The following is a 24,842-nucleotide window of genomic DNA, read 5'->3' as shown; positions in this document are numbered from 1 at the left end:
AGGCTTGGTATAGGCCTATTATGCTGCTATGATTGCATGTATCACATCATTCAAGCGGCTGATCGTAAGTTCAGTATTAGGGAGTGATCGACGATGAGTAAAACCCTAAATTGTGAAGTATTTGATAAAGGTGATGGCGAGTATTTTGATTGGATGGATGACTATCCACAAGGCTTTATTTTAAATGTAGGGAGATCGTTGGGTGTGTCATTGGTTGTTGTGCATCGTTCAAAGTGTACCCATATTGGGCGTGGCCCAGGCATGGATGAGGGTGCATTTACCAAACGTACCCAGATCAAAATTGCTGCGCTTGAGGTTGATGAATTAGTGAGATGGCGTAATCGTGAGCGCCCTGCCGCTGAGATTCAATATTGTCCTACCTGTAATGCTCCTAAATCAACCTTAAATGAATATCACCCTGATGAGCTTGATTCGCAAACTGGGCTTTGGGAAGGGATTAAGACGCAGGTTGTGGTCAATTGGTATGAACGGAGTATCCAGGCTCGCCAACGCTGTATTGCCCACTATGGCACACGTTGTTTGGTTTGTGAGCTTGATTTTGTTGAGCGTTATGGCCCAATTGGTGAAGGCTTTATTCATGTGCATCATATCAAGCCATTAGCCTCGATTAATGCAGGGTATCAGGTTGATCCGATTAACGATCTCCGTCCCGTTTGCCCAAATTGTCACGCCATGCTGCATCGTGGTAAAGAGCAACCACTAACTATCGAAGAATTACGGGCTTTGCTCAATCGTTAATCTTGGAAATGGGGAGTGTGTTGGGCAAACTACTCCCCAATGATACTAGCCAGCTAAAAAAGAATTGATAACTGGCATTAGCAGATCGATGCGGTCGATGATGTTGAAGTGGTTGATATTTGGCAAAATTGCCAACTGCGACTTGCTGCGTTGCTCTGGATTATGCGATTGTGGTCCGCCAAGTAGTTCAAAAAATTCAATCGCATGACGGAGCGGGATACTATCTGCGTCACCTTGGACTACTAAGCATGGGCTTTGAAGCTTAGCAACATCGCTGCCCCAATCAAAAGATTGCTTGCCCATTGCCCCTGTTTTGCAAACGAGTTGCGCCCAATTAGCCGGATTCGGCGCATATTCCTGATAAAATTTATAGGGTATTGATTCGACCATTGCTGCTGCCACAGCCTCATCGAGCTGTCCGATAGCTGTGCGTACTTCCGGATACCAGCCGGTATCACGGAATGTCGCAGAGATGACGATTAATTTGCCTACCAACTGCTGATGGCGAATTGCGGTTTGGAGTGCGACCCCACCACCTAGCGAGAAACCTGCTACATCAACCTGGCTAAACCCAAGATATTGGATTACTGCTGCTACATCATCGGCCATAGCAGCATAACTTAATGGTCGTGGTATATCGTTCGTTCGAGCATGGCCTTGGAGTTCAACGCCAATCACTTGATATTGTTCAGTCAGCGCTGGTAGTAAATCTGCAAACATGCCAATTCCGCCCAATCCGCCGTGCAACAAAACTAACGGCTGACCGCTGCCATGAATCTCATAGTAGAGCTGAAGATCGTGAATTGGGGCATAGCCACTTTTTACCAACATGTGCCTTGCGCTCCTTAAATACATCGCGAATGAAATAAGGTGGTTGCTAGATTGCGGCTTCGTTTGTTGAGGGCTGGAGTTGATCAGCATGACCTTCGGCAACCCGCGACCATTGCGCAATTGGCCGATGCGCCAAAGGATTATCGTTCTGGAGTGTGCTTGGCAGACACATGGTGTTGTCAAATGGTTGTGGCCAACCTGCTGGTACTTGTTGCCAAACTTCTTGGCGACCATACACCGTCATGTCGAGCATGGCAAATGAGCTGCCCATCAACTCACAGCCACGGTCGGTCGTCCAATACGTTTCAAATACGCGATTGCCTTTCCGCAAATAACAAGCCCACATGCCAAAATGGCGACCAGCGATCAAGGTTTCGACCGAGGCTTCGGGAACGGAATACCAGGGCATGGTCCAGCCCATAAATTCGCGGTAGCGGTTACTTGGCTCGAATGGCCCTTGGCACAACACGGCCAGCGTCACATCGCGGGTATGCAGGTAGCCTAATTGGTTGGCATGGCTAATAACCATTGTGCACCCCGGGCATTGTTCAGCGGCGGTTTTGCCCTCGTGCCACATCATATAGGCGACCATCAGTTGCTGGCGACCTTCAAAAGCTTCAATTAGCGGAACCGTTCCGTGCTTGCCAACCAACTGAGTTAATGGATCAAGCTCAACCATCGGCAGGCGGCGACGCTCGGCGGCAATTGCATCAGCCTCGCGAGTATGGGCCTTTTCGCGGCTTCGCAAGCGATCAACGGTCGCTTGGAAATTTGCCCGATCAACAATATTGGGCATGGCTGAAGTGCTGTCCGTTACGAAGGCGATGGGCTGTGGTTCACTCTTGGTCATTATGCTCTCCTTGGGCAATGCAACGATCCGGCGATCAAACTAGATTAACCGTGGCGATTGCTTGAAATAAAACATTTGTGCGATAATTCTAGCAAATACACTTTGAAAATGCAAGTACTAACTTCAAAAAAAGAAGTGAAAATTAATATAAACCGAGAATTTGTGACAGAATTTGGGCATGATCGTTGCTATAATTCTGGCTCAAAAGGCGGTACAATAACGCCGATCCGCTACAAACATGGCTGCAAAGGAGCCTGTGTGCGTCTAGCCTTAACCATCATTATTCTGCCGATTGTGCTGCTGGCTTTGGCAAGTGCCGCGATGTTGGTCTTGCCAGCTCCCAATTTTATTTTTTTCCAGCTAGGAATTGCCGCCCAAGAATGGGCACCATGGTTTTTACTGGTCTTATTGGTTAGTCTGGGGTTGTTGTTTGGCTTTGCGCCGCCCACAGGCTTGGCTCGTTTGCTCAATCGACTGGTTGGTTTTGGAGCGATGCTGAGCTTTTTTGTGATTGCTGGGATGTTAATTCGTGGTTTGCTGACCGATCTGCGGGTGCGTTCGAATCAGCCGAGGGTGGTTGCAGCTGGGCCTGGTACATTTCGGCTTAGCCAATTTGCCTTGGGTGATCCTGCGCCGCAAGGTCTGCTGCGTGAGCAAAATACCGTTTATGCTGAGGTTGCTGGTGAATCGTTGTTGGTTGATGTGTATGTGCCGCCGACAACCCCAATCAATGCTCCAGCTTTAATTGTGGTGCATGGTGGTTCGTGGCGGGGTGGCGCAAAAGGCGATATTCCCGCTTGGAATCGTTGGGCAGCAGGTCAAGGCTATGTGGTGTTTGATGTAAGCTATCGTTTAGCGCCCCAAGCTCAGTTTCCGGCAGCGGTTAGCGATGTTAAATGTGCAATTGGCTATGTGCGCCGCAACGCCGAGCGCTTCGGGATCGATCCCCAGCGCTTGGGGTTGGTTGGGCGTTCAGCCGGAGCACAATTGGTGCTGATTGCAGCCTATTCTGATGCCACAATTGCTCCAAGTTGTGATGCGCCTGACACCAGCGTGCGAGCGGTGGTCAGCTATTACGCGCCGACGCGGCTTGATTATTATAATGTGATCAAGCCTGAATTAGCGCCTGGCGCGTTGGATGATTACCTTGGTGGGCCGCCCGAAGCTCATGCTGAAGCCTATCGCCAAGCGCGTCCGGCTAACTGGGTCGGTCAAAATACCCCAGCCACCTTATTGTTGCACGGCGGGCGTGATCAATTTATTCGCCCGTTAGATGCTGATGTGATGGCTGATGCCTTGGAGCAAGCTAACCGTCCATTTACCATGATTGAATTACCCTTAGCCAATCATGGCTTTGATTTCAACTTAAATGGCGTGAGTAACCAACAAGTGCAGCCTTATGTGGCCCAATTTTTGGCCGAAGCGTTGCGATAATCAGGAGCTAGCCTATGAGTGAAACTGTCTATAAACTGCTCGATTTTAGCCAGCCCGTAACCTTTGAACTGCTTTTGCAGCATGCTTGGCAGTTGATTGCTGATGCGGTGCATGATCGCAATGATCCAATGCATACGCCAGTTTTGGGCACGAACGACGAGCATGGCAGCGATCAGCGGGTGGTGGTCTTACGTGGCTTTGATCCAGCGACGCGGCGTTTGTGGTTTCATAGCGATTTGCGTTCGCCCAAAATTGCCGTGTTACAACGTGATCCACGGGTCAGTTGGTTGCTCTACCATCCGGCGGCGCGGTTGCAATTGCGCCTGCGTGGCTTGGCTGAAGTGCATATCAACGATACATTGGTTGATACAGCTTGGCAGAATAGCGCGGTACTTGGGCGACGCTGCTACTGTGGCATTGCGCCAGGTCAAATTAGCACTGAGCCAAATCATGGCCTTAACCAAGAATTGCTTGATCGGCAGCCAACCCTTGCCGAAAGTGAAGTGGGTCGCGCCAATTTTTGTGTTATTTCAAGCACAATTAGCAATTTAGATTGGTTGCAACTCCAATTTACTGGTAACTATCGTGCCCAATTTGCTTGGGCTGACGATGGTTCGTACACTGCCCAATGGGTCACACCTTAGAACGAGTATGCTATAATAACGAGCTAGTTCATTTTAGCGATGTTATGGTTGCCGCATCGCGGCAAGGAGACCGAGTTTTCTATGCGCCTAGCGTGTTTACAAGAAAATCTAAAGCGTGGTTTAGCCTTGGCAGGCCATGCTGTTGCAGGCCGCTCTAGCTTGCCTGTACTTGCAAATATTTTGTTGGCAACCGAAAGTGGTCGGCTGAAATTGGCTGGAAATAATCTCGAAATCGGAATTACCGCACTCGTCGGCGCAAAAGTTGATGAAGATGGGGCGATTACGATTCCAGCCAAATTATTATCGGATTTAGTTGGCAATTTGCCTAACGATACTGTCGAATTAGAAGTTGATCCACGGACGAAAACCTTAACTGTGACCTGTCGCGGTACTAAAGCTAGTATCAAAGGCCTTGAAGCTGATGAATTTCCAGCGATGTTGACTTTTGGCAATGAGCCAGTGCTAGCCTATATTCCACCTGAGCTGTTGCGCAAAGTTGTTGGTCAAGTGGTGGTTGCGGCTGCGGCTGAAAATACCAATCCTAACCCAATTTTGCAAGGTGTGCTAATTCGTTTGAGCGGCACCCAAGCGACGTTTGCTGCGATTGACGGCTATCGTTTGGCAGTCCGCACGATCGAATTGCCTGAGCCAGTTGCCCACGATGCTGAATTGGTGATTCCTTCCAAGGCGATGGCTGAACTAGGCCGCACCCTTGGCGATAGCGAAACCCCAATTGCCATGAGTATTACGCCCAATGGTGGGCAAGTTATTTTTCATAGCGATACGGTTGATTTTGTTTCGCGAGTCATCGATGGCAAGTTCCCCGATTACGAGCGTTTTGTGCCACCTGCCAGCAATACCTCAACCCGTAGCGTGATTTCAACTGCTGAATTTAGCCGCGCCGTCAAACGGATTGCGCTGTTCTCGCAGGCGGCTGGCAACATCGTGACCTTGACGATGGAGCGTGGCGATGGCAGCGAACCTGGGCGTTTGCTCTTGAACGCCAATGCTGCTGAAATTGGTGAATCGGTCGAGGCAATTAGTGCTTTGATCGATGGCGATGATGGCAAATTGGCTTTGAACGTGCGCTATTTGCAAGAAGCACTCGGCGCAATCGACACCGATCAAGTAGCCTTGGAAACTCAAACTCCTAACTCACCAGGCGTATTTCGGCCAATTGGCGGCGACGAATATCTGCACTTGGTGATGCCGATGCGCATTCCCTAGGCTGGCACTTCACACGATTAAGCAAGCAGGATTGAGACTGCTTGCTTTTTTGTTTTAGGCTTGGTCAAATTTGCTACTACAGATAGTTGCATAATCGCACCATTTTGGTACAATCGCAGCCGTTGCCTGACAAATTGGGGTCTTTGCGTGAAGTTATTACTGGTCGCACTATGTGGTTTGGGCTTGTTGGTTGGCTGTGGAGCAATTTCACAGGCGGCGGTTACTGATCGCCAAGTTCATTTGCAGCCAGTGTTAATTGCGCCAAGCGCTACCTCTACACCCAAGCCAACCCGCACGCCTGCGCCAACCCCAACCTTAACGCCGCGCCCGACGAATACCCCAACCCCGACCGCTGTGCCACTGTTGCCAACACTTGATCCTGCGGCTGAATTGCTTGATTTGCGTTTGGCTGGCGTGCGTGGCTCGCGTTCGGGCCAACTTTTGCGCCGCGAAGCAGTAGCTGATCTCAAGGCATTAATTGATGCTGCGCGGCGTGATGGCTTTGTGTTGGAAATTCGCTCGGCCTATCGTTCGTATGCTGAGCAAGCGAGTACCTTCGAGGGTTGGGTGCAATACGAATTGAGCAGTGCCGCGCAGGCTGGCAAGCCAATTAGCCGCAAACAGGCAATTGCCTATGCCGCCACCTACAGCGCCAAACCTGGCACCAGCGAACATCAAACGGGCTTGACTGTCGATTTATTGCCCCAAGGTGCGCCCGAAATTGGCTTTCGAATTCCTGACCCGTTGAAAGATTGGCTCAATGCCAATGCCTACAAATATGGTTGGGTTCAATCGTACCCAATTAAATATCGCGATGGCGAGTTGATTACCTATGAATTAATGGGCTACACCAGCGAACCATGGCATTGGCGCTGGCAAGGCCGTGATTCAGCCAAAGCACTATACGATCAAGGCTATTTGGATACTGATTCGTTGCTGGTTCCCCCAGAGTTGCCACGCATTTGCGATGCTGAGCATGACCCCTGTACAATTCTCAGTGCTGCTCCAGCCAAGCTTGTTGCTATCCCAACCAGCACCCCCATTGCCCTAGCTGAATAGCCAAGTTGCTGAACCGCGAAGATCCACGAAGGACACGAAGGGCACGAAGCTTGTAACCACGAAGAACGCGAAGATCGCGAAGGTTACGAAGAACAGGCTGAAGGCTCTAGGCTAGCGGAACGTTGTGTGGAATTACCACGATGCCAAAAGCCCATAGCCAATAGCCATACTTCCCCTCTGCGGCTCTGCGTTAAAGCCTAATTCCTGACCCCTGATCCCTAACCTCTGACCCCTACTTAGCAAGCGTAGCGCGTTTCGTGGTATGCTGATGATCAGAAACCACACACGGGAGGTAGCTGTGCGCCGCGTTGCAATGTTGAGTGTCCATTCGAGCCCTCTGGCTGCTTTGGGTGGTAAAGAAGCTGGTGGCATGAATGTCTATGTTCGTGAATTAAGCCGTGAGTTGGGTCGTCAGGGAGTGGCGGTCGATATTTATACCCGTTCGCAAGATCCGCATACGCCCTTGATTACCAATCTTGCGCCAAATGTGCGGGTGTTTGCGGTGCGCGTCGGCCCGGCTGCACCCTATGACAAGAATTGGGTTTTAGATTATTTACCGGAGTTTGTGCATCGGATTCGCTGTGTTGCTGATGGCGAAGATATTCATTACGATGTGATTCATAGCCATTATTGGCTCTCTGGCGTTGCCGCGCTGGAGTTACGCCAAGCTTGGGGCACACCAGTTATTCATATGTTTCACACCTTGGGAGCGATGAAAAACACAATTGCCCGTGGCGATGAGGCTGAAACTGAACAACGAATCGTGATTGAACGCATGTTACTGCACGAAGTTGATCGGGTTGTTGCGGCTACTCCGCTTGATCGCGCTCAGATGCTCGAACATTATGATGCTGAGTGTGAGCGGATTGTGGTTGTGCCGTGTGGCGTTGATGTTGAGCATTTCCACCCGATTGCCCATCAAATTGCCCGTAACGAATTAGGCGTACCGCCGCATCCCCATCGCATGTTGCTGTTTGTCGGGCGGATTGAGCCACTCAAGGGAATTGATACGCTGCTGCGTTCGATGGCCTTGTTGGCTGAGCAACAGCCCTCGTTACGTGGTGATATTTGTTTGGCGATTATTGGCGGCGATCGGCGCGAAACCCCCGATCAATGGAGCAGCGAAATGCGGCGTTTGCGGCGTTTGCAGGGTGAATTGGGCATTGGGCATTTGGTTACCTTCCAAGGCTCGCAAGATCAGCGCAAATTGCCCTTGTTCTATAGTGCTGCCGATATGGTGGTTGTGCCATCGCACTACGAATCGTTTGGCATGGTGGCGCTCGAAGCCATGGCCTGTGGCACGCCTGTGATCGCTTCCAACGTTGGTGGTTTGCGCTACACCGTGCGCGACGGCGAAACGGGTTTGCTGGTGCCACGCGAAGATCCCGAAGCTTTAGCCGAAAAAATTAGTTTGCTCTTGAATGATGAGCCTTTGCGTTTACAATTAGGCCGCAACGGCGTGCAAGCAGCCCAACGCTATAGCTGGGCCGCAGTTGCCCACGATATTCGTGAGTTGTATGATCATGTTGTGTGTGGCGAACCATATGCCGATGTGGTTGGAGCCATGTAGCGCCAAGTGTCTACAAAGGAGTGACTATGCCAGTTTTGGCCAAGGCAGCATTGCAGCAAGCATTAGAGCAACGCTCAGGTTGGACGGTCGTTGATGGGCAAATTAGCAAAACCTATGTTTTAGCAACTTTTCCATTTGCGATTGAGTTTGTACGACGGATTGCCGATGCTGCTGAGGAAGTCAATCATCACCCCGATATTGATATTCGCTACAATAAAGTGACGATTGCGCTATCTACCCATGATGAAAAAGGCATTACCGAGAAAGATTTTGGTTTGGCTGATACGATTGATCGGATTTTTGCCGCCGCTCAATAAGCCATTTGCTAAAATTCCTGATGGCACGAAGGGCGTTCTTCGTGCCATTCGTGTGGATTATAATAGTTCAACCGTCGCTTGTGGACGGGATCTGAGCGAGGAAGTGCTATGGATAAACGTTTATCGATTTTAGGTCTCTTGCTATTGGTTTTAGTTGGCTGTGATCTTGGGAGCAACCAAGCTACCTCAGTGCCTGCGCCAACTCCAGTAGCCCAAAGCCAAGCTGGTGGCGGCGGTAATTTTATTTTGACGCTTGGCGATGACCCAGCGACGATCGACCCCGCGTTGGTTGGTGATACGACCAGCGGTTTTATTGCCCGCTTGATGTTTAGCGGTTTGGTGACGCTCAACAATGATCTAGAAGCAGTGCCTGATTTGGCTGAAACGATTGATGTTTCGGCTGATGGCACGGTGTACACCTTTAAATTGCGCTCGAATGCCCGCTTTGCCGATGGTACGCCGATTACTGCTGAAGATGTGCGTTGGAGCCTCGAACGAGCAACCGATCCTAGCCTTGGCTCAATTGTTTCGCCAACCTACCTCGATGATGTTGCTGGGGTGCTTGAAAAAGTGACTGGGCAAGCCAACTCGCTCAGCGGGGTCAACGTGGTTGATGATCAAACGATTGCAATTACCTTGCGCCAGCCAAGCTCGCTCTTTTTGCTCAAATTGACTCACCCGCCAGCCTTTGTGCTCGATCGGCGCACAGTCGAGGGTAATAGCGATTGGCTCGAAAAACCCAATGGCTCTGGCCCGTTTATGCTTGATCTGTGGAACCATCGCCGCCGCATGGAGCTTGTGCCCAACCCATATTACTATGGCACTGCCCCAAAATTGGATCGGATTACCTATCTGATTGGGGCTGAAGGGAGTAATCCACTGGGCTTGTATGAGCAGGGCGAAATCGACGTGACGGGAATTGGTAGCTATGATCTTGATCGGATTAATGATCAAGCTGATCCGTTGCACGCTGAGCTGCGCATCACGCCACAATTGCAATTAAGCTATATTGGTTTGAATGTGAATCAACCACCATTCGACGATCCTAAGGTGCGCGAAGCCTTTTATTTGTTGATTGATCGGGTTAAATTGGCCGATGTTTCGTACAATGGTTCGGTGGTAGCAGCCCGTGGAATTTTGCCACCTGGCATGCCTGGGGCCGAGCCAGAACGTTTGCCTGAGCCACGCGCCGATATTGCCCGCGCCAAACAACTAATCAGCGAATCGAGCTATGGCAGCGTTGAAAAGTTTCCGCCAATTATTGGCTATAGCAGCGGTAGCGGGGTAGGTTTGCTGGCCCAAATTGCTAAAGATGAGCTTGGGGTAACGATTGAAATTCGTGGTCAAGATCAATTTGGCGATTATCTGGCGGCCCTCGAACGCGATAATTACCATTTGTATGACCTTAGTTGGATCGCCGACTATCCTGATCCACAAAACTTTTTAGAGGTGTTGTTTGGCAGCAAGGGCCAATACAATCGCACCAATTACAGCAACGCGAAGTTTGATCAACTGATTGAGCAAGCCAAAGCTGAATCCGATGCTGAAAAACGTGGGGCACTCTATCGCCAAGCCGAGGAGCAATTGCTCAGTGATTTTGTGGTCATTCCCTTGGTGCATACTGTTGATTATTCCTTGGTAAAATCGTATGTTGATGGTTACGTTATTACGGCTTTGGGTGAGCTAGATTTAACTGGAGTTTCGCTCAAACGCTAGCGCTTGTGGGCTGATGCCCGTTTGGATAAGGATAAAATTATGCCAATTACTCCTCGTGCCTACAAAGGCATGCGCGATCACTTGCCCGAAGCTATGCGCTTGCGGCGTTTTATCACCGATACCTTGATTGGTATTTTAGAGCGTTATGGCTTTGAGCCGCTTTCAACGCCGATTGTTGAATATTCTGAAACGCTGGAAGGCAAAATCGGTGATGAAGAAAAATTGCTGTATCGTTTGAAATATGGCGATGATGCGTTGACCTTGCGTTACGACCAAACTGTGCCCTTGGCGCGGGTGGTGGCCCAAAACGAAGGCAAATTAACTATGCCCTTCAAACGCTATGCACTCGGCCAATCGTATCGCGGCGAACGCCAAGCCCGTGGTCGCTACCGCGAATTTTGGCAGCTTGATGCTGATATTGTTGGGGTAGATAGCCCAATTGCTGATGCTGAAATTGTGGCGGTGGTGGTTGAAGGCTTGCGAGCTTTAGGCTTTACTGGCGCAAAAGTCTTGCTCAATCACCGCGAAATTTTGAGTGGGTTGGCGCGGGTAGCGGGTGTGCCCGAAAACGAAGCGGGTGGAGTATATCGCGCGATCGATAAGCTCGATAAAATTGGCAACGATGGCGTGCGCAACGAATTGCTCAAAAGTGGCGTGAGTGCCGAGGCAGCCGAACGCGTGTTGCACTTCGTCGGGATTAGTGGCTCAATCGAGGCTGTGCTGTCCGAAATGGAAAGTGTGTTAGCCAACGATCCGCCAGCCTTAGCAGCAGTTGCCGCCTTGCGTACCATCTGCGATGTATTGACGAGCTTTGGTGTACCAGCCGATAGTTTTACGATTGCCCCCAGCTTGGCTCGCGGCTTATCCTACTATACGGGCTGTGTATTCGAGGCCGTGCTCGATTCGCCGCCGATGGGTTCGTTATTGGGCGGTGGGCGCTACGATAATTTGGTGGGTATGTTTAGCAAACGCTCATTGCCGACGGTTGGCTGTGCTTTTGGGCTTGAACGCTTGTTTGATTTGATGCTTGAACTTAATATGGGGCCACGCCCAGAACGCACAATCGATGCCTATGTCACCTTGTTTGCTGGCGATTTTCAAAGCGAAAGCTTGCGTTTGGCGGGCGAATTGCGGGCAGCTGGCTTGAGCGTGTTGACCGCCTATAGCCCAGTCAAAATTGCCAACCAATTCAAAGAGGCTGATCGCAAGGGTGCAAACTTTGCCTTGGTGCTTGGCCCCGATGATTTGGCGGCAGGTGTGGTGCAACTCAAAGATTTGCGCACTGGTGAGCAACAAGCTGTGGCGCGTGATGCTATCGTGGCGGCGATCAAAGCGGCCCAATAATCCAACTTTGGCGCTGAGTTGAACCCTCACCGCCCCAACAGGAACCATCAATGAAGCGATTTCGTGGCTTTCGTCCATCTCGACTTTCGTTACAACCTGGCCGTCCGTTGCGTTGGCTGGCCCAACTGGTGCTCAAATTGGTTGGTTGGAAGGTTGAAGGCACTGTGCCAACCGAACCAAAATGGATTGCGATTGGAGCCTATCACACCTCCAATTGGGATTTTGCGGTGATGTTGTTGGCAACATTATCCCAGCAACTGCGAATCTATTGGATTGGCAAGCATTCGCTATTTCGCTTTCCCTTCAAAACCTTGATGCGCTGGCTGGGTGGGATTCCGATTCGTCGCGATAAAACTTACAACGCAGTCCAACAGGTGGTTGATGAGATCGAGCGCCACGAAACATTGGTGTTGGTGGTTGCGCCTGAGGGCACGCGCAAAGCAACCGATCATTGGAAAACAGGCTTTTACTATATTGCGCTGAATGCCAAAATTCCAATTGGCATGAGCTATATCAACTACGAGCGTAAAGTGCTTGGCTTTGGCCCGATGCTTTATCCAACGGGTGATATCGATGCTGATTTTGCCGTATTACGTGAATTTTACGAGCGCATGTCGATTGGGCGCTTCCCTGAAAAACAGGGAACAGTGCAAATTAAAGCCCCCAAAGCTGAGTAAAATCCAAGTGCTCGAAGTTTTAGCAATGATGTAATGCGGCATAAGCTATGCAATTAAGTTAAGGCAGGGAACTACAAGCCCCTGCCTTCCCGCCTGAGTCGGACACAAGGATTATGATTAATGATCGGTGGTAATTGGCGTTTGCTCAATGCGCAAAATGCTGGACGATAGAAACGCCAAACAGCACACCAAGGCGGCAATAAATCCACCGCCAATAAAAATCATGCGAATGCCAATCAATTCGCTGAGTGGCCCAGTCAGGGGCAAGGTCAGCGGTCCAGCCAAGCCAATCATGGTTGAATAGAGTGAGAGGGCACGCCCTTGCATCTGGTTGGGCACAATCGTTTGCACAATCGCAATGATTGGCGCATTGCCGATGGTATAGGTTACACCGCTGATAAACCATAAAACCACGGCGACCCAAAACAGCGAGCTAGGCACAAGCCCGGCTAAGCCAACCATCGCTGACGAGAGCGCAAACATCACCAACACCAAGACAATTCGGCGCATGGAAAACTGCATGATGCTGATCATCAGCCCACCGATCAACATGCCCAAACCGCCCATACCTTCCATCAAAGCAACCCGCTCAACCCCGCCGCCAAATTCTTGCTGAATCAGCAATGGAGTCAAAACGAAGGTTGGAATCAACACCGCCACCATCAACAAGGTTAATCCATACATTAAAGTTAAGCCGCGATGGTGCAGAATCATGCTGAAGCCGCTGCGAAAATCGTGCCACATGCTGGCTTGATCCTCGGCAGCTTGGCGGGTTTGGGGAACTTTATAGAACAATAATGGCGTAATTGCTAGCAGCGCGGTGACCACATCGATCATCAATGCGCCTTCTAATGAGAATAAGCTCATCGCCAATGCGCCAAGTGGAGCCGCCGCCACACTCATCAAACCCAAAATAATCTGGTTCATGCCAGCTGCGCGAGTTAGCCAATCGGGCGGTACAAGTTGGCTGGTGCTGGCGGTTGCGGCGGGGCTTTGAAAGGCCTGCATCGTGCTGCGCACAAACATCAGCGTGTAAATATGCCAAAGCTGAATCTGCTCGGTCGCAAAAAGCCCAATCAAAATAATCATGCTGATGGCTGAAATTAGGTCACTGCTAATCATAATCAGGCGGCGATTCCAGCGATCGGCGATGATGCCGCCGATTGGCCCAAATACTGCTTGTGGCAGTAAGGCCATCATTCCAGCGAGCGATAAGGCTTGGGCCGTGCCGACGGTTTGGGTGATCCACCAAATTAATACAAATTGGGTCAAGGCACTGCCAACCAATGAGCTAGCTTGGCCCAGCCAAATGGCGAAAAAGCGTGGCTTCCAAACAATCTGGCTCCAGTTTTCGATTGGGTTGGTCGTTGTGGGTTTGAGCGTATCAAGGCTCATAGGTTAACCTCAATAATTCATCGTAAAGCGCCTGTTGGGCCGCCGCTGAAATAATTGGCAAACCAATTAGTTCGCTGAACCATAGGCTATCGCAGGCCAGTTGAATGGTGAGCGAACGCCCAAGGGTTAAGCCATCATCGGCTGGTGCTGGGGTGGTTTGCACATAGGTCTCGCGCCAATAATCAAATAACTCAGGATAGATTGCGACCACCCGCCGCACCGCGTGCAGCATTTGAATATCTTCCGGTGGTTGACTGAAGCTGGCATGCACGTAGGCTCGACACCAATAGCCAGCCATGTCAGGCGATTCTTTGGCCAATTCTCCGGCTAAACATGTTTCCCAAGCCTGTTTGGCGAGATCCAGCAAGCCTTGAAATAAGCTCTCCTTGGTTGGAAAATGATGCAACAAGCCGCCTTTGCTTACGCTGGCTGCTTTGGCAATCACTTCTAGGGTTACGTTGGCCGCGCCATCACGCATAATCACACCAATCAAGGCATGCAAAAGCTTGGCTTTGGTGGCTTGGGGATCTTTCTTCGTCATGTAAAACTCCAAACCGTCCAGATAGACGGTATCATACCGTCCAGACAGACGGTTGTCAAGGATTACATTAATCCAGCTATGATTTTAGCGCATAGCTAAGCCTTTACGTTTGATTGTGGAAGCGTTACACTTAATTCAAATGATGATTTTTGGACGTGTTTGTGAGGATGCAATGGAGCGATTGCTCACGCGAGTTGATCATTTGGGCTTGGCTGTGCATGATCTTGATCAAGCGATTGCCAGCTATCGCCAGCAACTCGCGCTTGACGCTTGGGAAATTATCGAGATGCCGGAACGGCATATGCGGGTTGCGGTGGGTCAGGTTGGTGGCACATTACTCGAATTGATTGCCCCAACCAGCCCTGATGCAGCCTTTGCTAAATTTTTGGCTGAGCGCGGCGAGGGTATTCATCATGTGGCCTACACTGTCGAAGATATTGATCATGCGTTAGAAACTTTGCAGGCCCAAGGTGTGCGCTTGATCGATCACCAGGCACGACCTGGAATTCATGGAACTCGGATTGCCTTTATTCACCCCAAAGCCTTGCATGGTGTGTTAACTGAATTGGTTGAACATCCCAAAGCGACAGTCTAACGCAGTGTGCCAACATAGTGCGTCATGATGGTCTATTTAAGCAACGAATAGGCTCAAGCTTATGTTACAATGACAAACCAATCAGGATTTTTGGGGCAATGTCGCCTCATTTTTTGTTCTAAGCTTTTAGGAGGTCGCTGGTGACTAACAGCTTGACGATCACCGATAATCGTACTGGGAAAACTTACGAATTGCCCATCGTCGATGGCACCATCCGCGCCCTCGACTTACGTCAGATCAAAGCAGATGCCGAAGATTTTGGGCTGATGACCCACGACCCAGGCTTCAATAACACCTCATCATGCCGCAGCTCAATTACCTATATCGACGGCGACGCAGGGATTCTGCGCTATCGCGGCTACCCAATTGAGCAATTGGCTGATAGCAGCAGCTACCTCGAAACCGCCTACTTGATTCTCAATGGTGAATTGCCAACCAAACCGCAACTTGATGCATGGGTCCATGAAATTACCCACCGCACAATGGTGCACGAAAACATCAAGAAGTTGATGGATGGTTTTCACTTTGATGCGCATCCCATGGGGATGTTGATTAGCACGTTGAGTGCGATGTCAACCTTTTATCCTCAAGCCAAAAACATCAAAGATCCAGCAATGCGCCGCTTGCAGATTGCTCGTTTGATTGCTAAAGTGCCAACGATCTCGGCCTATGCCTATCGCAAACGCATGGGCTTGCCCTACGTTTACCCCGATAACTCGTTGAGCTATACTGGCAACTTCTTGAAAATGATGTTCCAACGAGCTGATCCATACATTCCAGACCCAATTATGGAAAAAGCCTTGGATGTCTTGTTCGTTTTGCATGCCGACCACGAGCAAAACTGTGGTACGAATGCCATGCGCTCAGTTGGTAGCTCAAACGTCGATCCCTATTCAGCGATGGCTGGGGCTGCGGCAGCCTTGTATGGCCCGCTGCATGGTGGCGCAAACGAGCAAGTGCTGCGCATGTTGCAAGAAATCGGTTCCGCCAGCAATGTTGCCGATTACATCCGCCGCGTCAAAGATCGTGAAGTCTTGTTGATGGGCTTTGGCCATCGCGTCTACAAGAACTACGATCCTCGCGCTGCGATCGTCAAGAAGCTGGCCTACGATGTGTTTGAAGTCGTTGGGCGCAACCCAATGATCGACATTGCCTTGGAACTTGAAAAGATTGCGCTCGAAGACGATTATTTTGTCTCACGCAAGCTATACCCCAATGTCGATTTCTACACGGGCATTATTTACCAAGCAATGAAATTCCCTGTTGATATGTTCCCAGTGCTGTTTGCTATTCCCCGCACGGTCGGTTGGTTGGCCCAGTGGGATGAAATGCATAACGACAAGGAAACTTCAATCGCTCGCCCACGCCAGATTTACACTGGTTATGATGCTCGCGATTTCGTCCCAGTCGAAAAACGCGGCTAAATCTGCGCTTGAATACGGTGATCGTAACGCCCGCTTGGAGTTTGCTCCAGCGGGCGTTCGTTGATTAACCTGTCAATTTAGTCGAAAACAAGTAGTTAAGTTTGTTAAGCGCTGTGCTAAACCATGCTATCATAGCTGCCTAGTTGTTGCGTTGTGTGAGGTAATATATGCGCTGGATTATGCACACCATGAAGTGGATTATGCTGGTTTCGGGGTTGTTGACATGCTCGATGATCATGGCGGCAATTGATCCACAATCGGCCTTGCAATCGACCTTTGGCGAGACCATGAGTGGGCCATTGGTTGAAGTAGTGGTGCGTAATTGGGGTGCATTGATTACGCTGATTGGGATTTTATTGCTGTATGGGGCTTGGAATGTGGCTCAGCGCCCGTTGATTTTGCTGATTGCTGGCAGCAGCAAGTTGGTATTTATCGGCCTGGTTTTGGCTCAAGGTTCGCGCTATCTCAGCCAACAAGCAGGCATCGCCATCGCCATCGATAGTGTGATGGTACTGCTGTTTGCGATCTATTTGCTGGGTGTGCGGCGCGGTTTGGCGCTAAACTAACTGAAAGCTGCCTGCGACGTTCAGGCAGCTTGTTAACTTCAATTAATCAACACGTACAAAACTCGTGACCTCAAGCCCATGCTGGCGGGTAATTTCATCGAACACAAAATAATCGCAGGTCAATTCCTCGCCTGCCTGGATATCGCGCAAGGTGCGGGTATAGGCTCCCGCATCGTCGCAATTGGGCGTTGCTGAATGATTGAAATAGCGGGCATTATCACCACACAGCACATAATATCCTTCATCATCAACATAAATATAGGCGGTGAAGGCGCTGCGATAGGGTTCGGGAAACGCTGCAACGTCATCGGCGCTCATGCGCCAATCGACTGCTGAATTAAACTCCCAAATAATTGTATTGGCTGGAATAAAGTTGGCCGCGAAAACGCCGATGCCATGGATGGTGCTTGGGGCAAGGTAGCTAGCAACGAGCAGCATAGATCTTCCTTCGTGAGCTTGGTTGAATTAGCGCGATCATAGCAGAAATTTGGACAAGCGCCGGGCGTTGGGCAATTTGACCAAAAACCAATGCTTAATACTTAGGCACAATTTAGCATAGCATGCTAAAAGCTGCTTAATCGCTATGCTACAATACCCTCGGTCTGAGCAATATTCTAAAAATAAGAAGGCAACGCTGAAGCGTAAGCATGCTATGACAGCAACCGTAAGGGTTGCTTTTTTTGATTTAAAGGCTCTCTGGCATTCCAAGATTACGTTGTGTGGGGACATCATGAATCGTTTTCGCCTAAGTCGCTTGCTGCTGAGCGGCTTGCTTTTTGCCACGCTCATCAGTACAAACCGTTCGCCGCTTACTCCAGTGATCAATGCCGCAGCGCCCGATCAGTCGAATGCGGCAACCACGAAAATTCTGCTGGCCAATACTGCCTCGGCTACCCAAAGCCGTTTGTTGGCAAATCAAGCCCAATTGTTGCAAACCTATGAGCATTTCTCGTTGTGGCAAGTGCCGACAACGCAGCTTGAAAGACTTTCCATCGCCGATGCTCAAGCAATTCAAACTCGCCCCGACTTTGATTTAATCTATTTGCGCAATACGACGATTAATACCCAACAAGGCCAAGCCGCAGTACCAAGCGCCTTGCGCCAAACCCGTAGCAACGCAGGCCAATATTGGTTGGTGCAATTTGTTGGGCCGACCAAAACTGCATGGCTTGAGCAATTAACCGCGCTTGGGCTTGAGATCAGCGTGGCCATGCCTCAAAATGGTTTTTTGGTTTGGGGTGATGGCGCAAGTTTAGCCTTGCTTGATCGCTTGGTTGAAGCCGATTCGTTTGTGCAATGGGCTGGCCCATATCATCCAGCCTATCGGATTGCCCCTGCCTTGCAAGCCCAATTAACGGCTGTCAACTCTAATGGATTGGATGTGACGCTTCAGTTGCATTCTGGGAGCGGTTCCAATGAACTAATCAAGGCAATTTTAGCCCAGGCAACCAGCGTTTATCTTGAGCCAAGTAAGGTTTTGAACTTTATCAACCTTTCGGTGCAGTTGCCTACTTCGGTGGTTGCCGAATTAGTTCAGCATCCGGCGTTGTATAACCTTGAGCCATGGTCGGCTCCTGAGTTGCTGGATGAAGTTCAAAATCAATTGGTTGCTGGCAATATTACGGTCGATGTTAATAGTCAAGCTCATGAGCCAAGTGGCCCAGGTTATTTGGCTTGGCTGGCGAGCAAAGGCTTTTCGACCGATCCTGCCGATTATCCGATTGTGAATCTGGTTGATAGTGGGCTCGATCAAGGCTCACCGACCACTGGCTTGAGTCCAGATTTTTATCAATTGGGCAGCACTGCCAACCCAAGCCGAATTGTGGCGATGAATAATTGCACGCGCAACCCTGATACTAGCGATGTTGATGGTCATGGCACGCTCAATGCGGGGATTATTGCTGGCTATAATGCCCAAACTGGTGCACCCTATGTTGATGCTGCTGGTTATAGCTTGGGCTTGGGAGTTGCACCCTATGGTCGGCTGGCGATAACCCAAGTTATTCGTGATGGTGGCCCGTTTGAGCTAAATAATTGTGGCAAAAATTATCAAGGCTTGGTTGGGGCCGGTTTTGCCACAGGTGCGACGATTACCAACAATAGTTGGGGTATGGATAGTGACGAAGGCCTCTATGATTCGGCGGCTCAAGCCTACGATGCGCTAACCCGCGATGCTAGCAGCACGACCGCTGGCAACCAAGAGATGTTGCATGTCTTTGCAGTCGGCAATAGCCACAGCGAGCAATCGGTTGATTCGCCTGCAAGCGCCAAAAATGTGCTGGCTGTTGGCGCGACCGAGAGCGTGCGCGACCATGGAATTGCTGATATTTGTGGTTATGACGTTGCCGATAATGCTGCTGATATTGCGGCGTTTTCGGCGGCTGGCCCAACTGCTGATCAACGGATCAAACCTGATTTGCTAGCTCCTGGGATTCATATTCAAGCTCAAGCCTCGCAAAACCCAGGCTATGATGGTAGCTCGTTTTGCTCCTTTGACCCAGTTTTCTACCCCGCAGGCCAAACTACCTATACTTGGTCAAGTGGTACGAGCGTTGCGGCCCCGGCAGTAGCGGGTGCAGCAGCCTTGGCCAGCGAATATTATGGGCGGGTGCTCAACCCTGGGCGCAGTGCAAGCCCGGCCATGCTCAAAGCGTTGTTGCTCAATAGCCCACGCTATCTAGCAGCTCCTGCTGAACGAGCGGGCGGCAATTTACCAACTATCCACCAAGGTTGGGGTGCAGTTAATCTACAAGCTTTGGTCGATGGTACGCCGCAGATTGTCGAAGATCAACTGGTGCATTTGCAGGAATCTGGTGAAGGATATCAATTGAGCGCAACCATCAGCGATAGCAGCAAGCCTTTGCGGCTCTCGTTGGTTTGGAGCGATGCGCCTGGGAGCACGACTGGCGCGGCCTATGTCAACGATCTTGATCTCGAAGTGTTGATCAATGGCCAAACCTATCGCGGCAATGTGTTTGATGGCGCTTTCTCGGTTAGTGGCGGGACTGCTGATGCTCGCAATAATGTTGAAAACATCTTCTTGCCGGCTGGGATGAGCGGCCAAATTCAGGTCAAGGTGATTGCAACTGCGCTGAATGGCGACGGTATTCCGAATAATGCTGATGCGACCGACCAAGATTTTGCCTTGGTAGTCTACAATGCCACAACGACTCCCGCTGCCCATCTTCAAGCTGAGGCTCCGATACTTTCAGCGGTAATCGGCAATGCTAATGGCTTGATCGAGCCAGGTGAAACGCTCGATTTGGCGATTCCTTTGACCAATCATGGGAATGCCAACGCCACGGCAGTTCAGGCAAGTTTGCAAGTCTTATCGGGCACACTGACAATTAGCAACCCGACCGTGCAATATGGCTTAATTGAACCATCCACAACCGTCACGGCAACCCAAGCCTATCGCATCAGTATGCCCGTATCGGCTGGATGTGGCGCACAGATGCTCTTGCGCCAGACCGTGAGCTTCAACAATGGCCAAACTGTTGCGCAAGATTTTAGCTTTGTGGCTGGCTCAGCGATTCTTTCAAGCCCAACCCGTGTGAGCTATAGCGGCACAAGCATTGGTATTCCTGATGATCCATTTGAATATGTAACAGTTCCGTTGAGCGTCAGTCAGTCACTGACAATTGCCGATCTGAATGTATTGATCAATATTCGCCATGGCTATGTTGCCGATTTAGATGTTGCCTTGATTGCACCCGATGGCACGGCGATCAATTTGACTAACGATAATGGTTTTGGCGGCGATCACTTCATCAATACCGAATTTGATGATCAAGCAACCCAATTTATTACGGCAGTTCAAGCCAGCGATGCACCGTTTACTGGGCGCTATCGGCCTGAAGAACCACTCAGTCGTTTCAATGGCCACAATAGCCAAGGGATTTGGACGCTACAGATCAATGATGATACCGAAGATGATAGCGGAACGTTTGTTGGCTTTAGCCTTGATTTTGCTAGCGCCGCTTATCAGTGTCAGCCAAGTGGCCTAAGCATTAGTGGGCCAGCTCACGGCCTGATCAATCAGCCAGTTAATTTGGCGGCAAGCTTAGCCAGCGCTCCGATCGGAGTCGAATATCAATGGGACTTTGGCGATGGTCAGCAGGCCAACGGTGCAAGCGTAAGCCACGCCTATAGCTCCAATGGCACGTATACCGTGGCTGTCACTGCGACCAATGCGCTTGGTACTACCACGGCAACCCATCAGATTACGATCGATCAGCAGTTTCATTATTATCTGCCATTGGTCGTCAAGCAACCCTAATGCTGTCTGAAAATATTAATGCTGCTACGAAGGAGCCTTGCCAAGGCTCCTTCGTAGTGCTGGAGAATAGCATATGCCTAAGTTACGGCCTTTAATCCTGCTATTGCTGCTGGTTGGGCTGGGTTTGTATCCCAATCAAGCGCCGATTGCCACCGGGGCGATGGCGCATTCGGCCTTGGGACAGACCAAATTGTTGCTGCCCCAAAGCGCCAATAACCAACGCCAACAAGTGCAACAAGCAGGCGGTCGTTTATTAGTCGAATATCCGAGCATGAGTTTGTGGCAAGTGCCCGATCAACAGCTTGCCCGTTTAGATAGCGCTGTATTGAATTTTGCACGGCCTGATTTTGATCAACTTGCGTTGCGTGGGCTGACGCTGGACACTCGCCAAGCCCAAACTGAGCTAAATATTCCCCAGCATTTGCGTCAAACGCGCAGTGCTGGCGAGCAATATTGGTTGGTACAGTTTATTGGTCCAGTCAAAGATCAATGGTTAGAACAATTAACCGCAATCGGCCTTGAAATTAGCATTGCAATGCCCCAAAATGGCTTTTTGGTCTGGGGCGACGCTGCCGAGTTAGCAGCGCTTGATCAGCTTGCGACAACCAGCCCAATTATTCAATGGACTGGGGCTTATCATCCAATGTATCGACTTGCGCCAAGTTTGCGTGATTTGCGCGTGGCTGATCAACAGTTGCTTGACGTAACAATTCAATATCATAACGGAGCGCAGGCTGAACAAACCTTGGCCTTGATTCAACAGCAGGCTAGCCAAATTTACTGGCAACCCAGCACGATCTTGCGATTCAAAACGCTATCGGCGCAACTACCAGTCGCAGCATTGCATACACTGGCGCAACGACCAGATATTTACAACCTTGAGCCATGGGTTGCGCCTGAAATGCTTGATGAAGCTCAAAACCAAATTATGGCTGGCAACATTGTGCAACAGAATGGCAAGATCGAGCCAAGTGGGCCTGGGTATTTGGCGTGGTTGGCGAGTAAAGGCTTTCCAACTGATCCTGCTGCTTATCCAATTGTTGATATCGTTGATAGCGGGCTTGATGCAGGTTTGTTGACCCAAGGTTTGCATCCTGATGGATATTATTTGGGCAATCCACAGGCTGCCCCGCGCATTAGCTATATCAATAATTGTACAAGTGATGCCTTGGGCGACGATTATGGTGGTCATGGCTCGTTAAATGTAGGGATTGTCGGAGGCTATAATGCCGCAGCGGGCTTTCCCTATGAGGATGCCAATGGCTACCAGTTTGGTTTGGGGGTTTCGCCATATGGGCGTTTGGCAGCCACCAAAATTTTTACCCGTGGTGGGCGACACAGTTTGGCGCGTTGTTATGATCAGGTGCAAGGCATCGTGGCCGCGAGTTATGCTTCGGGCGCACACATCACCAGCAATAGTTGGGGCGCTGGTAGTAGCTCCGATTATAGCGCTACTTCCCAAGCCTACGATGCTATGACCCGCGATGCTTCTCCGCAGAACTTTGGCAATCAAGAGATGTTGCATATTGTGGCGGCGGGAAATTCTGGCCCAAGTTTAGCAACCTTGGGCGCTCCTGCTACTGCTAAAAATGTTTTGACGGTTGGAGCGACCGAGAATGTGCGCGATCAAGGCGTGGTTGATCGTTGTAATTGGGCAACTGCTGATAATGCCGATGATCTTGCCCAATTTTCTTCGCGTGGCCCCACCCTTGATCAGCGGGCCAAGCCTGATTTGGTCGCGCCGGGTATTCACGTTCAAGCCGGAGCATCGCAAGCATCGGGGTTTCATGGCTTGAGTGTTTGTGGTTTACCTATGTATTATCCTGCTAACCAAACGCTTTATACCTGGTCGAGCGGCACAAGCCATGCAACGCCAGCAGTGGCCGGAGCGGCCTCATTGGTCTATGAATACTATGGGCGAGTTTGGAAACCAAATCGAATTCCTAGCCCAGCCATGATCAAGGCTGTCTTGGTCAATACCCCACGCTATTTAGCAGCTCCAGCGGTTGATGCTGGGGGAACTTTACCAACAAATCACCAAGGTTGGGGCGGGCTTAATCTAGGCCAAACGTTTGATCAAACCAGCCGCATTTTGTACGATCAAATCACGCCATTAACTGAATCGGGCACAAGCTATCAATTTACTGCGACAGTGACCGATACCAGCAAGCCTGTGCAAATTTCCTTGGTCTGGACTGATGCACCTGGCAGCACCACGGGCGCGGCCTATATCAACAACCTTGATCTTGAGGTCACCATCAATGGCCAGAGCTATCGTGGCAATGTGTTCGATGGGGCGTTTTCAGTTAGCGGCGGCAGTGCTGATGTTCGCAATAATGTAGAAAACATATTTTTGCCAGCTGGGCTAAGTGGCCAACTTGAGATTCGGGTTTTAGCAACAGCAATTAATGGTGATGGCATACCAAACAATACTGATCCGACTGATCAGGATTTTGCCTTGGTGGTCTATAACGCGAGTGCAACATCAGGTGTATTGCTCAAGCCCGATCTCAGTGTAATCGATGATCAAACGGGCAATGCGAATGGCGTGATTGATCCTGGTGAAACAGTCGAAATTACAATTCCTATTCATAATGCTGGGGCTAGCACGGCTGAGGCTGTGGTTGGCGAATTAAGTGTGCTTAGCGGTAACGTGACGATTAGCAGCGCTAGCGTGAATTATGGCAATATTGCCAGCAACACCACCAGCCAAGGTCAACGCTATGTGATTACTGTGCCGTTGGCTCAAAGCTGTGGTAGCCCAATTGTGTTGCAACAGCGCATTACGGCAGCCAACGCCACGCCGCTCAATTCTGATAGCCGTTATTCTGTTGGGCGTTATTTGAGCAACCCCATTTCAACCACCTTGGCCTATCAAGGGCCAAGTATCAGCGTGCCCGATAATCAGCCAAGCGGCGTGAATTTGCCAATCAGCCTAAACCAAGCGCTGATTATTGCCGATCTTGATGTAGAAATAACCGTTGAACATCCCTTTGTTTCTGATTTGGCGATTCGCTTGTTGGCTCCCAATGGCAAGACCTTGATTTTGGCTGAAGAGGATGGCGGCAGTGGAGTCAATTTTACTCGAACCATCTTTGATAGTAGCGCCGAACAATCAATTACGCTGGTAAATGAAACATCGGCTCCATTTAGCGGACGCTATCGTCCGCAAGAATCGCTCAATTATTTGTATGGTGATCAAGCACAAGGGGTTTGGCAGTTGAATGTTGCTGATCAAACTGGTGGGCAGGATGTCAGTTTGGCCTTAGGCTATCGCTTAGTGTTTAAAACAGATGTTTGGCAATGCCAACCGACCAATCTGGCTGTGGCAGGACCGACCGAATTGCCAGCCCTGAGCACTGGTAGTTTTACCGCAACCCTTGCCAGCGATCCCACTGGAGTGCAATATGCTTGGGATTTTGGCGATGGAACGTTTGCTAGCGGCGCAGCAGTTGAACATCGCTATCAGCAGGCTGGCAATTATCAAATTCGGCTAACCGTCAGCAATGCGGTCGGCTCAATTAGCGCAATCCGGTTGATTAATGTTAGTGGAACCCGTTCGATCTACGTGCCATTGGTTTGGCAGCAGCGCTAAATTGGCAGTGTGGTGCAAA

Annotated in this window: 20 protein-coding genes; 15 read left to right on the top strand and 5 right to left on the bottom strand. The window is 50.2% G+C overall.

All coding sequences use genetic code 11. The features are described from left to right. Positions 1 to 93 precede the first annotated feature (93 nt). The gene (locus LCH85_02555; protein MCA0350854.1) at positions 94 to 759 is read left to right on the top strand and encodes an HNH endonuclease; all 666 of its coding nucleotides are present in this window, start codon (positions 94 to 96) and stop codon (positions 757 to 759) included. A 45-nt stretch (positions 760 to 804) separates the two neighbouring features. Here the strand turns inward: LCH85_02555 and LCH85_02550 are convergent, their stop codons facing one another. Together LCH85_02550 and LCH85_02545 are read right to left on the bottom strand one after the other, a co-directional pair. After that, on the bottom strand, positions 805 to 1,590 hold the full coding sequence (locus LCH85_02550) for an alpha/beta hydrolase (GenBank protein ID MCA0350853.1): 786 nt from the start codon (positions 1,588 to 1,590) through the stop codon (positions 805 to 807). A gap of 46 nt (positions 1,591 to 1,636) precedes the next feature. Continuing rightward, positions 1,637 to 2,440 carry a DUF899 domain-containing protein gene (locus LCH85_02545; GenBank protein MCA0350852.1) on the bottom strand — a complete coding sequence of 268 codons (804 nt, stop codon included), beginning with the start codon at positions 2,438 to 2,440 and terminating at the stop codon, positions 1,637 to 1,639. A gap of 258 nt (positions 2,441 to 2,698) precedes the next feature. On the opposite strand from LCH85_02545, the gene LCH85_02540 reads away from it, so the two are divergent. The 9 genes from LCH85_02540 to LCH85_02500 all read left to right on the top strand — a co-directional run bounded on the left by LCH85_02540 (position 2,699) and on the right by LCH85_02500 (position 12,428). Then, positions 2,699 to 3,874, top strand: coding sequence for an alpha/beta hydrolase (locus LCH85_02540; protein ID MCA0350851.1), 1,176 nt, complete (start codon positions 2,699 to 2,701; stop codon positions 3,872 to 3,874). Positions 3,875 to 3,888: 14 nt separating this feature from the next. Then, complete coding sequence (locus tag LCH85_02535; protein MCA0350850.1) at positions 3,889 to 4,518, top strand: pyridoxamine 5'-phosphate oxidase family protein; 630 nt, start codon at positions 3,889 to 3,891, stop codon at positions 4,516 to 4,518. Positions 4,519 to 4,599: 81 nt separating this feature from the next. Then, a complete protein-coding gene (dnaN, locus tag LCH85_02530; GenBank protein MCA0350849.1) occupies positions 4,600 to 5,745 on the top strand; it encodes a DNA polymerase III subunit beta in 1,146 nt (381 codons plus the stop codon). A gap of 414 nt (positions 5,746 to 6,159) precedes the next feature. Beyond that, positions 6,160 to 6,804 carry a M15 family metallopeptidase gene (locus LCH85_02525; GenBank protein MCA0350848.1) on the top strand — a complete coding sequence of 215 codons (645 nt, stop codon included), beginning with the start codon at positions 6,160 to 6,162 and terminating at the stop codon, positions 6,802 to 6,804. Positions 6,805 to 7,102: 298 nt separating this feature from the next. After that, positions 7,103 to 8,374: a glycosyltransferase gene (locus tag LCH85_02520; GenBank protein ID MCA0350847.1), complete on the top strand. Its 1,272-nt coding sequence runs from the start codon at positions 7,103 to 7,105 to the stop codon at positions 8,372 to 8,374. Between the two features lie 26 nt (positions 8,375 to 8,400). Continuing rightward, positions 8,401 to 8,691, top strand: a complete 291-nt coding sequence (locus LCH85_02515) for a 4a-hydroxytetrahydrobiopterin dehydratase (protein MCA0350846.1) — start codon at positions 8,401 to 8,403, stop codon at positions 8,689 to 8,691. A 108-nt stretch (positions 8,692 to 8,799) separates the two neighbouring features. Next, positions 8,800 to 10,407 (top strand): peptide ABC transporter substrate-binding protein, encoded by a 1,608-nt coding sequence (locus tag LCH85_02510; protein MCA0350845.1) that lies wholly within the window; start codon positions 8,800 to 8,802, stop codon positions 10,405 to 10,407. A 39-nt stretch (positions 10,408 to 10,446) separates the two neighbouring features. Continuing rightward, positions 10,447 to 11,751, top strand: coding sequence for a histidine--tRNA ligase (gene hisS / locus LCH85_02505; protein ID MCA0350844.1), 1,305 nt, complete (start codon positions 10,447 to 10,449; stop codon positions 11,749 to 11,751). Between the two features lie 50 nt (positions 11,752 to 11,801). After that, positions 11,802 to 12,428, top strand: a complete 627-nt coding sequence (locus LCH85_02500; protein MCA0350843.1) for a lysophospholipid acyltransferase family protein — start codon at positions 11,802 to 11,804, stop codon at positions 12,426 to 12,428. A 117-nt stretch (positions 12,429 to 12,545) separates the two neighbouring features. Here LCH85_02500 and LCH85_02495 read toward each other — a convergent pair whose 3' ends face one another. Both LCH85_02495 and LCH85_02490 read right to left on the bottom strand, forming a co-directional pair. Next, a complete protein-coding gene (locus LCH85_02495) occupies positions 12,546 to 13,823 on the bottom strand; it encodes an MFS transporter (protein ID MCA0350842.1) in 1,278 nt (425 codons plus the stop codon). Beyond that, a complete protein-coding gene (locus tag LCH85_02490; protein ID MCA0350841.1) occupies positions 13,813 to 14,364 on the bottom strand; it encodes a TetR/AcrR family transcriptional regulator in 552 nt (183 codons plus the stop codon). Before LCH85_02490 ends, LCH85_02495 begins: the two co-directional genes overlap by 11 nt. A gap of 172 nt (positions 14,365 to 14,536) precedes the next feature. Between LCH85_02490 and mce the strand changes: the two genes are divergently transcribed. The 3 genes from mce (at position 14,537) to LCH85_02475 (ending at position 16,949) form a co-directional block, all read left to right on the top strand. Beyond that, positions 14,537 to 14,959 (top strand): methylmalonyl-CoA epimerase, encoded by a 423-nt coding sequence (gene mce / locus LCH85_02485; protein ID MCA0350840.1) that lies wholly within the window; start codon positions 14,537 to 14,539, stop codon positions 14,957 to 14,959. A gap of 140 nt (positions 14,960 to 15,099) precedes the next feature. Beyond that, the gene (locus tag LCH85_02480; GenBank protein ID MCA0350839.1) at positions 15,100 to 16,383 is read left to right on the top strand and encodes a citrate synthase; all 1,284 of its coding nucleotides are present in this window, start codon (positions 15,100 to 15,102) and stop codon (positions 16,381 to 16,383) included. Between the two features lie 167 nt (positions 16,384 to 16,550). Next, the gene (locus LCH85_02475; GenBank protein ID MCA0350838.1) at positions 16,551 to 16,949 is read left to right on the top strand and encodes a hypothetical protein; all 399 of its coding nucleotides are present in this window, start codon (positions 16,551 to 16,553) and stop codon (positions 16,947 to 16,949) included. 42 nt (positions 16,950 to 16,991) lie between these two features. Here the strand turns inward: LCH85_02475 and LCH85_02470 are convergent, their stop codons facing one another. Continuing rightward, a complete protein-coding gene (locus tag LCH85_02470; protein MCA0350837.1) occupies positions 16,992 to 17,387 on the bottom strand; it encodes an SET domain-containing protein in 396 nt (131 codons plus the stop codon). Between the two features lie 292 nt (positions 17,388 to 17,679). Between LCH85_02470 and LCH85_02465 the strand changes: the two genes are divergently transcribed. Both LCH85_02465 and LCH85_02460 read left to right on the top strand, forming a co-directional pair. Then, entirely contained in the window at positions 17,680 to 21,228 is a 3,549-nt protein-coding gene (locus LCH85_02465; protein MCA0350836.1) for a S8 family serine peptidase, read from the top strand. Positions 21,229 to 21,301: 73 nt separating this feature from the next. Then, positions 21,302 to 24,823, top strand: a complete 3,522-nt coding sequence (locus tag LCH85_02460; GenBank protein MCA0350835.1) for a S8 family serine peptidase — start codon at positions 21,302 to 21,304, stop codon at positions 24,821 to 24,823. The last annotated feature ends 19 nt before the right edge of the window (positions 24,824 to 24,842 follow it).

The sequence above is a fragment of the Chloroflexota bacterium genome (genome assembly GCA_020161265.1).
In the GTDB taxonomy this organism is placed as follows: domain Bacteria; phylum Chloroflexota; class Chloroflexia; order Chloroflexales; family Herpetosiphonaceae; genus Herpetosiphon.
Note: the sequence above shows the minus strand (reverse complement) of the source record. Positions and strands in the feature narration are given on the sequence as shown.

Bases quoted from the DNA above. Each gene is read 5' to 3' on its own strand.
- LCH85_02510 (MCA0350845.1), top strand. From the start codon at position 8,800: ATGGATAAACGTTTATCGATTTTAGGTCTCTTGCTATTGGTTTTAGTT.
- LCH85_02545 (MCA0350852.1), bottom strand. From the start codon at position 2,440: ATGACCAAGAGTGAACCACAGCCCATCGCCTTCGTAACGGACAGCACT.
- LCH85_02495 (MCA0350842.1), bottom strand. From the start codon at position 13,823: ATGAGCCTTGATACGCTCAAACCCACAACGACCAACCCAATCGAAAAC.
- LCH85_02470 (MCA0350837.1), bottom strand. From the start codon at position 17,387: ATGCTGCTCGTTGCTAGCTACCTTGCCCCAAGCACCATCCATGGCATC.
- LCH85_02465 (MCA0350836.1), top strand. From the start codon at position 17,680: ATGAATCGTTTTCGCCTAAGTCGCTTGCTGCTGAGCGGCTTGCTTTTT.
- LCH85_02490 (MCA0350841.1), bottom strand. From the start codon at position 14,364: ATGACGAAGAAAGATCCCCAAGCCACCAAAGCCAAGCTTTTGCATGCC.
- LCH85_02535 (MCA0350850.1), top strand. From the start codon at position 3,889: ATGAGTGAAACTGTCTATAAACTGCTCGATTTTAGCCAGCCCGTAACC.
- LCH85_02475 (MCA0350838.1), top strand. From the start codon at position 16,551: ATGCGCTGGATTATGCACACCATGAAGTGGATTATGCTGGTTTCGGGG.
- LCH85_02460 (MCA0350835.1), top strand. From the start codon at position 21,302: ATGCCTAAGTTACGGCCTTTAATCCTGCTATTGCTGCTGGTTGGGCTG.
- dnaN (MCA0350849.1), top strand. From the start codon at position 4,600: ATGCGCCTAGCGTGTTTACAAGAAAATCTAAAGCGTGGTTTAGCCTTG.
- LCH85_02550 (MCA0350853.1), bottom strand. From the start codon at position 1,590: ATGTTGGTAAAAAGTGGCTATGCCCCAATTCACGATCTTCAGCTCTAC.
- hisS (MCA0350844.1), top strand. From the start codon at position 10,447: ATGCCAATTACTCCTCGTGCCTACAAAGGCATGCGCGATCACTTGCCC.
- mce (MCA0350840.1), top strand. From the start codon at position 14,537: ATGGAGCGATTGCTCACGCGAGTTGATCATTTGGGCTTGGCTGTGCAT.
- LCH85_02555 (MCA0350854.1), top strand. From the start codon at position 94: ATGAGTAAAACCCTAAATTGTGAAGTATTTGATAAAGGTGATGGCGAG.
- LCH85_02500 (MCA0350843.1), top strand. From the start codon at position 11,802: ATGAAGCGATTTCGTGGCTTTCGTCCATCTCGACTTTCGTTACAACCT.
- LCH85_02515 (MCA0350846.1), top strand. From the start codon at position 8,401: ATGCCAGTTTTGGCCAAGGCAGCATTGCAGCAAGCATTAGAGCAACGC.